Here is a 9,406-nt window from a genome sequence, read left to right as displayed (position 1 = left end):
GCCCGCTCCCACCACATCAGCTGGGTGCGGTACCGCTCGTCCGGGAACGGGGTGGCGGGCACGCTCGGGTCGACCCGCCCGCCGCCGGAGGTCCAGCGCTTGAGGACGTGGTCGGCGGCCGTGGCCATCATGTGGTCGACGCCACACATCTCCATGATCGGCAACCCCAGTCGCGAGAGCTGTCCGACGACCTCCTTGGCGATGGGTGACCGCTCATCGGTCCAGGCCGTCTTGACCTCGACGATGCCGCCGTCCATGCGTTCCTCGATGGCGTTGACCAGGTGGACCTGACCGGGCTGACCCGCCCACTCTTCGAGCGCATGCGTCTGCGCCGCCGCGGCGAAGCGTGGCTGCACCCGCAGGCCGCCGACCACCTGCTGCGAGTTGTCGAGGACGACGAAGAACATCACCGTCTCCTCGCCCCCGACCACCCGCTCGTAGTCCAGTGCGGCCGCACAGCCGTACCGGGTATAGGCGTTCTCCGCACCCCGCAGGTACTCCCGCCACAGGGCCGGATGCATCGCCGGAGTGGCTGCCCGCAGGGTGTAGTTCGGCGTCACCATCCCGCGGATCGCGGAGTCGTGACGGGTGGCGATGGTGCGCAGAGCTGCGTTCATGAGGCGTGCTTCTTTCCGAGAGGGTCGACCACGGCGCTTCGGCTAAACGACGTGATTGAAGATCGTGAATACAATTCCCGTTCGGGGACGACGAACGGAAAATGGACCATCACAGATCTTGTTGTGCATCCCGTGAATTCCCCGTGTTTCACAAGAGGCGTCTGTGAGGGCGCCATTCGGTCAGAATACGGGCACGGCCGCAATCAGAGAACTGTTAGCTTCACTGAAGATGGCGGTCGGAGTCGGTCTGGGCGCGTCAGCGCGCCGGACCGAAGAGGTCGGCGGCTGCCGCGGGACGGCCGAGCAGATATCCCTGGCCGAGGTCGAAACAGAGCTTGTTCACCTCGTCGAGCTCGTCCTCGGTTTCGATTCCCTCGGCGACCACGCGTAATCCGGTCGCTTTCGCCATCGTGCAGATCGCATCCACCACAGCACGGTCGGCAGTGCTGTCCGGCAACGGGGTCACCAAGGTCCGATCCACCTTGAGAACCTCTACCGGAAGGTCCCGGACATATCGCAATGCCGAGAATCCCGAGCCGAGATCGTCCACACAAATCGTGCATCCGAGACCGTGGAGCGCGAACAGCGTGCGCGCAGCGGCTCCCGCAGGCCGGATGACGTCGATCTCACTGACCTCGATCCACACGCGGCTCGGCTCCACCCCGTACTCGGCGCCGAGTTCGGAGAAATACGCGGGAAGCGACTCGTCCCACAACTGCTTGGCGGACAAGTTGATCGAGACGAAGGCCTCATCCCCCTCCGTGCGACCGATCCGCCCGGCGAGATCGGCGAACACCGCGCGGATCGCACGCCGGCCGATCGGGATGATCAGCGAGGTCGCCTCGGCGACCGGCATGAAGGCGTCCGGACTGCGCACCGAGCCCGCAGTCGTCCAGCGCAGCAACGACTCCCAGCCCACCGTGACATCGTCGGAGAGCCGAACGATCGGCTGGTAGTACACCGGGAAGTCGTCGTCGGCGGCCGTGATGAGTGCGTTCGCCATGGAGATCTCACGCCGGAGTGATTGCGCCAGAAAAGGATTGGCGATCACCGCGCTGAGTCCGTCGACCAACGCCCGAGACAGTGCCGCGTCCGCGGCGGAGACGATCTCCTCGTCGGTGACGCTCGCAGGGAAGTCCGCGGTGCGCACGATACCCATGGCGACCTCCAGGAAATGCACGGATCCGTCAACATCCACCGCATGCGAACCGTAACTCCACGGCTGATACAGCAACTTCGCAGCGGCGTCATCGGTTTCGTCGAAATAGGCAAGCCACTCGAGGTCGGAGCGGCGAATGATCTCGGCGGTCGTACCGGTCCGAGCCAGCACTTCCTCGACAAACGCCTCGGCGATATCCACCGATCGCTCGCGGCCATATGCCACCGCGACCCGGTGATACGGGTCCGCCGAAATCGCCACTACCACCCCGAACCCGGTCACACGTCATCACCACGATCCCCTGGCCCGTCCCCCGAACGGTCAGCAATCATGGGTCCACCCTACGGGCCGGGGGCGCTCCCAGAAAAGAATCAGTGCTCAGACGTGTCGATATTGTGCGGTCGAACGACCCCGAACGCTGCCGGCCAGTCGTCTCGCTCTGCCTGCTCAGCCGGGCAGACGACGTGGGGCGGCGCTGCGTCGTAGCGCGGGTGCCACCGGCCGACCGCGGAGGAATCCGTCCACCGAACCAGCCTCCAACGCCCGCGAATACGTCGGCAGCGCCCCGCGAACAGCCTCGATCGTCGCATCCACATCCTCGTCGGAGTGCGCCGCCGAAATCACGAACGATTGTCCGAGCACCCCACGTTCGATGATCTCCTGCAAGAACAGCGTGCGGTATTCCTGTGACGGCGCTCCGTCCGGACCGCATGTCACGAAGATCAGACACGACGGCCGACCGATTACCGATAACGATTCTGCGACACCGTATTCGGCGGAAACCGCATTGACTCCTTCGGCAAGCCGACGGCCCGCCGACTCCATCGCCGCGACCGGATCTGTGTCACGATAGGCGGCCACCACGGCCCGGAAGGCGGCGAGCGACGCGGTCTCGGGACCGTGCGTCGTCGACAGCAGGAACACCCGGTCGGCGTCGGTGTTCAGCCCGCCGAGCTCCATCAGATCCCGCGAGCCCGCGAGCGCCGAGATCGGAAACCCGTTGCCCATCGCCTTGCCCCAACACGACAGATCCGGTGTGACGCCGTACACCGACTGCGCCCCGTGCTCCGACCAGCGGAAACCGGTGATCATCTCGTCGAACACGAGGACGGTGCCGTGTCGGTCACACAGCTGACGAACCCCTTCGAGAAAGCCGGGGGCAGGTTCGGCGGTGGCCGTGGCTGCCTCGAGGATGACCGCCGCGATTTCACCGGGATACTCGTTGAACACCGCGCGCAACGACTCGAGGTCGTTGTAGATGAATCGGGGATTGTCGGCGTAGGCGCAATCCGGGATCCCTGCGGACATATCGGTGGTCCCGATGAACCAGTCGTCCACGGAGAAGAAGGGGTGCGAACAGATCGCCACGCGGTCACGACCAGTTGCCCCGCGCGCCAACCGAATCGCCGCGGTGGTGACGTCGGAACCGTTCTTGGCGAACTTGACCATGTCCGCGCTCGGCACGAGAGCCAGAAAGTCTTCGGCAGCAGCGATTTCCGTCGTAGTCGAACGACTGAAGTTCATACCGTCCACCATCGCGGCATAGGCCGCATCGACCACCGGCCGATAGCCATGTCCCAAGGTGACCGAACGTAACCCGATGCCGTACTCGACGTAACAGTTACCATCGGCATCCCATACCCGCGCACCCGAGCCGCGCACCAGGATCGGCGCCATGTCATCGGGGTATTGGTCGTCTCCCCGGGCATAGGTGTGTGCACCACCGGGAACCATGTGATGCAGCTGCGCCTGTAAACGGTTCGATTCGGAGAAAACCCGACGGTAGGTCATGAAGAGGCCCTTTCAGCACGCGCATGCGGCCCGTCGTACTCATGCGGCCCGTCGTACTCATGCGGCCCGTCGTACTCATGCGGCCCGTCGACGACCCACCGGCCGCCCAGCGCCGGATTCCGCCGCGACACCTCACCCAACATATCGGGGACCGTCAGAACCACCCGATCCGGGTCGGCGGTCACGAGTTCGTCTGGCGAGATGATCGGGATGTCACACCCGGGCATGCGCCGCCCCTGCTTGTTCGGTGAGGCGTCGGCGACTGCGGTCAGCAGCGACGAGTCGACACCAGCCAAGCTCAGCAGGGCCACCACACGCGACGACGCCCCGTACCCATACACGCGTGCACCCGCAGCGCGTTGCGCCTGCAGCCATGCACGAAGACCACCGACGTGGCCGTCGACGGACGACTGCAGTGTTCGCACGGTCGCCGGATCCGTCATCGCGGCTTCGCACTCGAGGACGGCGGCGACCTTGTCATCGGGTTCGATATCGCCGTGTACGGCGGCAACCATGATCGTGCCGCCGTAGAGGTCATAGGACCACGCGGTGACCACGCCCATCCCGACTGCGCGGAGCAAACGTCGCAACGCAGGCAGTGAGTAATACGCGAAGTGCCCGTGCCGCAGCGCATTCCACTGTCCCTGCGTGACGATCGTGTGCAGCGAGTGGAACTGCAGCAGCAGCACCCCGTCCGGTGCGGTGACGGCGGCGCGACGAGCGAAGGCCGCGGCCTGATCCGCCTCATGCATGATGCCCAGTGAGTCGATCACCACGTCCGCCCCGCCCGGATGATCGTGGATCACCTCGTCGAAACCCCACTCGGCCAAATGGGGCATCCAGGTCCCACCGTGCGGGCTGCCGAACTCGGTGACCGTCCGGCCCCGCAGAAATCCGGCGGACGCGGCGTCGGCCACCGCGGCGGCCGCCTGATCGATCAGGGCCTGCGGTTCGAGGCCACGCGGCTCCTGGGTCACGGTGTCGTCGTCGACCAACTGCGCCAGACCACACCGACCGCACAGTGCCATGGCCGCCGGATGAGCAGCCTCCAACGGCGACACCGGTTGCGCGGCAGGTGGAAAGAAGTCTGCGGCGGGTACCGGCCCGAGTTCGAGTACTCGCGTGAGTTCGATACTTGCGCACGCCCGGCAGCCACTCATGCGACGATGACCTCGTGCGAATCGACACCACCGAACTGGCCGGCGTACTCGTGTTGACGCCCGAACCGCACCGAGACGACCGCGGGTTGTTCACCCGCACCTTCGACGCCGAGATCTTCGACGAGTACCTCGGCAGACCCGGCGCTGCAGCGGCTTTCGTACAGGACTCGCAATCGCGGTCGGCGGCCGGAGTGATTCGGGGGATGCACGGGCGTTCCGGCCACGGCGAGGCCAAGCTGGTCCGCTGCGCCCACGGAGCCGTCCACGACGTGGTGGTCGACATCCGGCCGGACTCCCCCACCTTCGGTCATCACCAGTCCTTCCGTCTCGACGACGAGGAGTTCACCAACCTCTACATCCCACCGGGATTCCTGCACGGATTCCAGGCGCTGGACATCGCCGACGTGTGTTACCGCATCGACCGCCCTCATGATCCCGCCGAGGACATCGGCGTTGCCTTCGACGATCCCGATCTCGCGATCGCCTGGCCCGCGCCGGTCAGCGTGGTTTCTTCGCGCGACCGGTCGGCAGGGAGCTGGCGCGAATTGCTCACGCACCTGCGGTGATCCGGCGCATCGTGGGATCGAGGCGGCCGTCATCGCGCAACGACTCCAGCCGGGCCAGTCGGGTGAAGCGTCGGGTGAATGCGTCCGCGGTCAGCCCGTAGGAGATGTAGGCGTCGGCCAACTCCTTCGCGCCCGCCGGGATCGTCCATTGCGCCTCAAAGCCGAGTTCGTTTCGGGCACGCGAGAATTCGACACGATACGACCGCGGGTCAGGTCCGCTCTCACCGGTGATCAGCAGGGTCGAACCGGGCACCGTCTGCGCCACCCACTCGGCGATCTCGGCGACGGTCAGATTGTTCGCCTCTGTGCCGATGTTGTAGGCGCGGGCACCGACCACCTCGGCGGGCGCGGTCAGGCACACGATGAACGCCTGCGCGACGTCCTGTGCGTGCACCAGTGGACGCCAGGGCGTCCCGTCCGACAGCACGCGCACGTGACCGGTGAGGACCGCGTGGCCGACCAGATTGTTCAGGACGATGTCCGCGCGCAGGCGCGGGGAAAAGCCGAAAGCCGTTGCGTTGCGCAGGAACACCGGCACGAAGCTCGAATCGGCGAGTTCGGCGACATCGCCCTCGACACGCACCTTGCTCTCGGCGTACGGCGTCAGCGGGTGCAACGGGGCATCCTCACCGACAAGACCGTCGCCGGCCGCGCCGTACACCGAACACGTCGACGCGTACAGGAATCGACCGACACCGGCGGCCTTGGCCGCGCGCGCCAGGCGTACCGACGCATGATGATTGATGTCGTGAGTGATCTCCGGTTCGAGTGCTCCGAGCGGATCATTCGACAGGGCCGCGAGATGGATCACCGCGTCGAATCCGGCGAGGTGATCGGGTGTCACGTCGCGTAGATCGCCACCCACCAGCGGCGGGTCGTCGGGAACGGGTCCCAGGATGCAGTCGGCGAAGTAGCCGTTGTCCAGGCCGGCCACCTCGTGTCCGGCCGCGATCAGCATCGGGACCATCACGGTACCCAGGTATCCCTGGTGTCCGGTCACCAGAACACGCATGTCATTCTCCTATTCGCAGGATCGCTTTGTCGAGGACGAAGGCCTCGGCATGATCGTTGCGACACTGGACCCCACGCAGCCGTGACAAACCCAGGAAGGACGCCTCGTCGAACCAGTCGTGCGGCACCTGCGATCGATAGTGTTCGTGCAGCAGCCGAACCTTCTCGCGGGCAACTTCTTCGGCGATCGGGACGAACACGGTCGGGGTCGGGGTGTCGGTCTCCCATTTGAGGATCTCGTATCCCAGTGTCAGATGATCACGGAACTCGGTCGGCACGAGTTCGGCAAGTAGTCGGTGATCCTGATGCGCGTCGCGACGTTGCGGGGCGAACACCAGGCTCGGATCGGTATCGCGTCGGAACGCTCCGAGCGCATCCTTCACCTCGTTCCACTGTGCCGGCGTGCGACCGTCGGGGAAATCGAGGATCGTCAGATCGATGTCTGCGCCCGGGCAGAACGCCGCGAGCGCCGCACGTTCCTCGACTTCCCGCGCGGTACCCGCACCGGTGAGGACCAACGCGTGGACACGCAGACCCGGGTGGGCGCGCGCCATGGTCAACAGCGTCGCGCCCATCCCGATCGGGATGTCGTCGCAGTGCGCGGCGAGCAGCGCGACCTCAGCAATGATTCCGGTACGCACGTCGATCATTGCGCCGCCGAAATGTCCTCGGGGAGATCCTGATCGGACTCCCGACCCTCCCAGAGCATCCACGGGCAGTCGCCGCGGTGGTAGCGGGCATCGAGTTCGGCCCGCTCCTTGAACGTGTCGGCGGGCTTCCAGAATCCGGTGTGTCGGTAGGCGAACAGACGGGCTTGCCGGGTCAGCGCACCACACACGTCGGCGACCAGGTCGCCACCCTCGGGAAGGTGATCGAAGATCTCCGGCGTGAGTACGAAGAATCCGCCGTTCTCCCAGATCGGGAACTCCGACACGGGCGTGATCGCCGTGACCACCCCGTCCTCGGTCGCCTCTACGCAGTGGAAGGACGACTGCGGCGGGACAAGCATCATCGATGCCGCTGCACCACGGCGTTTCACCTCGTCGATCATGTCGTTGAGCGGCGCATCGGTGAGCACGTCGGCATAGTTGGCCAGGAAGTACTCGTCATCACCGAGAAAACGGCGTACCCGACGCAATCGCTCACCGATAGCCGAGTCGATCCCGGTGTCCACGAAGGTGATCGACCAGTCACTGATGTCGGCGTCAAGTAGTTCGACCTCACCATCGCGCATGACGAAATCGTTGGAGGCGGTCTCCCGGTACTCGAGGAAGTACTCCTTGATGTGGGTGGCTCCGTATCCCAGGCACAGGATGAACTCGGTGTGCCCGAAATGTGCGTAGTACCGCATGACGTGCCAGATCAGTGGCCTCGGACCCACCATCTGCATCGGCTTGGGGACGGAATCGTCGGCGCTGTTGCGCATGCGCATTCCATGACCACCACAGAACAACACAACCTTCATGAGCAACGACCTCCGGCGGACTCGGCATCGTGGGAAACTCTTCGAAGCTGCGGTAGTGGATACACCAACTCGGCGCCCCAGTCGGCGACGTGGCGCAGTTGCTCGGTGATCTCGGTCTCGAGGTTCCACGGCAGGACCACCACCACATCCGGTTTATCGTCGTCGATGCGGGCAGGCGGATGAATCGGAATCCGGGTGCCTGGGGTGAATCTACCGTGTTTGTAGGGGTTTCGGTCGACCGTGTACTCCAACAGGTCGGGACGGATGCCGCAGTAGTTGAGAAGGGTGTTGCCCTTGCCCGGCGCCCCGTACCCGACGACCCGTTTGCCCAGCGCGCGCTGATCCAGAAGAAACCGCACCAATTCTTGGCGAATCGACTCCGCCTTGTTTCGCAGTCCGAGGTATCCCGACACCTCGTGCAGGCCTGCGGACCGCTCGATCTCGAGCGCGATCGCCACGCTGCTCTGCGGCACCGCGCCGACGGCATCGGGTCTCGCCCACAACCGGATCGAGCCGCCATGGGTGCTCAGCATCTCCACGTCGACGACGGTCAACCCGGCGGTCGCCAGTGCCCGCGAGGCGCTGAGCACCGTGTAATACTGGAAATGCTCGTGGTAGATGGTGTCGAACTGCCCCAGCGACACCAGGTTCAGCGCGTGATGGACCTCGATGCTCACCCATCCGTCATCGGCGACCAGGGCACGTAGCGAGCGGGTGAATCCCAGCAGGTCCGGGACGTGCGCGTAGACGTTGTTGGCGACCACGAGATCGGCAGGCCGGTGCTCGACCCGGATACTCTCGGCGAGTCCCTCATCGAGAAACGCCGTCTCGGTCGGCACCCCCTTCACGCGCGCAGCCTCCCCGACATTCGCCGACGGTTCGATTCCGAGACAGGCGATTCCGTCGTCGACCACGTGACGTAGCAGGTAGCCGTCGTTGCTCGCGACCTCGATGACGAACGAATCATTGTCGAGTCCGACGCGCGTCGTCGCTGCATCGACGAATGAACGAGCATGTGCCACCCAGGAATCCGAGTACGACGAGAAGTACGCGTACTCGGTGAAGGTGTCCTCCGGGGTGATCAGAGCGGGTATCTGCAGCAGTAGGCACTCCTCACACAGGCGCAGGTGCAGTGGGTATGTCGGTTCCATCTCGTCGAGACCAGTTGCGGTCAAGAACCGTTCGCAGGGCGGCGACGCCCCCAGATCGAGGATGCTCCGCAGGTGGGAACCGCCACACAGCCGACAGGTCATGGGGCCATCGGTGAGCTCATGCATCAGCCACCGGTTCCCTTCAACACCGATCCGACCGTGCGGACGATGATCTTGATGTCCAGCCAGATGCTCCAGTTCTCGATGTAGAAGTTGTCGTAGAGCGCTCGGTCGGCGATCGAGGTATCACCCCGAAGCCCATGAACGGCAGCCCAACCGGTCAGACCGACGGGCACTCGGTGCCGGTCGGCGTAGCTCGGTACGGCACCCTCGAACTGTTCGACGAAGTGTGGCCGTTCCGGACGAGGGCCGACGATCGACATGTCACCGCGAAAGACGTTCCACAGCTGCGGGAGCTCGTCGAGAGATGTCTTGCGCATGAATCGTCCGAGAGTGCCGATCCGGTCGGCATCGGCGGGGGGGCCC

At 65.0% G+C, this 9,406-nt stretch carries 10 protein-coding genes; 1 reads left to right on the top strand and 9 read right to left on the bottom strand.

The features are described 5' to 3' along the window. The 4 genes from B1964_RS03750 to B1964_RS30325 all read right to left on the bottom strand — a co-directional run. Nucleotides 1–617, bottom strand: a 617-nt coding sequence (locus tag B1964_RS03750; protein ID WP_079928902.1) for a hypothetical protein, incomplete at its 3' end; no start/stop codon positions are given. Nucleotides 618–873: 256 nt separating this feature from the next. Continuing rightward, the gene (locus B1964_RS03745) at nt 874–2,058 is read right to left on the bottom strand and encodes an EAL domain-containing protein (RefSeq protein ID WP_079928901.1); all 1,185 of its coding nucleotides are present in this window, start codon (nt 2,056–2,058) and stop codon (nt 874–876) included. Nucleotides 2,059–2,223: 165 nt separating this feature from the next. Then, complete coding sequence (locus B1964_RS30330) at nt 2,224–3,567, bottom strand: glutamate-1-semialdehyde 2,1-aminomutase (RefSeq protein WP_172398744.1); 1,344 nt, start codon at nt 3,565–3,567, stop codon at nt 2,224–2,226. Continuing rightward, a complete protein-coding gene (locus B1964_RS30325) occupies nt 3,564–4,727 on the bottom strand; it encodes a transferase (RefSeq protein ID WP_253193873.1) in 1,164 nt (387 codons plus the stop codon). Before B1964_RS30325 ends, B1964_RS30330 begins: the two co-directional genes overlap by 4 nt. 14 nt (nt 4,728–4,741) lie before the next feature. Between B1964_RS30325 and rfbC the strand changes: the two genes are divergently transcribed. Further along, complete coding sequence (rfbC, locus tag B1964_RS03735; protein ID WP_079928904.1) at nt 4,742–5,293, top strand: dTDP-4-dehydrorhamnose 3,5-epimerase; 552 nt, start codon at nt 4,742–4,744, stop codon at nt 5,291–5,293. Here rfbC and B1964_RS03730 read toward each other — a convergent pair. From B1964_RS03730 to B1964_RS03710, 5 genes are all read right to left on the bottom strand, one after another. Next, a complete protein-coding gene (locus B1964_RS03730) occupies nt 5,277–6,305 on the bottom strand; it encodes an NAD(P)-dependent oxidoreductase (protein WP_079928900.1) in 1,029 nt (342 codons plus the stop codon). The two genes, rfbC and B1964_RS03730, sit on opposite strands and share 17 nt — an antisense overlap. A gap of 1 nt (nt 6,306) precedes the next feature. Beyond that, on the bottom strand, nt 6,307–6,954 hold the full coding sequence (locus B1964_RS03725; RefSeq protein ID WP_079928899.1) for a PIG-L family deacetylase: 648 nt from the start codon (nt 6,952–6,954) through the stop codon (nt 6,307–6,309). After that, nucleotides 6,951–7,769, bottom strand: coding sequence for a glucose-1-phosphate cytidylyltransferase (locus B1964_RS03720; protein WP_079928898.1), 819 nt, complete (start codon nt 7,767–7,769; stop codon nt 6,951–6,953). The genes B1964_RS03725 and B1964_RS03720 overlap by 4 nt, the downstream gene beginning before the upstream one ends. Continuing rightward, the gene (locus tag B1964_RS03715; RefSeq protein ID WP_079928903.1) at nt 7,766–9,022 is read right to left on the bottom strand and encodes a class I SAM-dependent methyltransferase; all 1,257 of its coding nucleotides are present in this window, start codon (nt 9,020–9,022) and stop codon (nt 7,766–7,768) included. Before B1964_RS03715 ends, B1964_RS03720 begins: the two co-directional genes overlap by 4 nt. Before the next feature lie 23 nt (nt 9,023–9,045). Beyond that, nucleotides 9,046–9,406 (bottom strand): sugar transferase (locus B1964_RS03710; RefSeq protein ID WP_139765616.1); only part of this gene is annotated, 361 nt, incomplete at its 5' end.

Origin of the sequence: Gordonia sp. i37, assembly GCF_002043085.1 — a bacterium.
GTDB lineage: Bacteria > Actinomycetota > Actinomycetes > Mycobacteriales > Mycobacteriaceae > Gordonia > Gordonia polyisoprenivorans.
The sequence above is the reverse complement of the archived record's forward strand: the minus strand, read 5'-3'. Positions and strand labels throughout refer to the sequence as shown.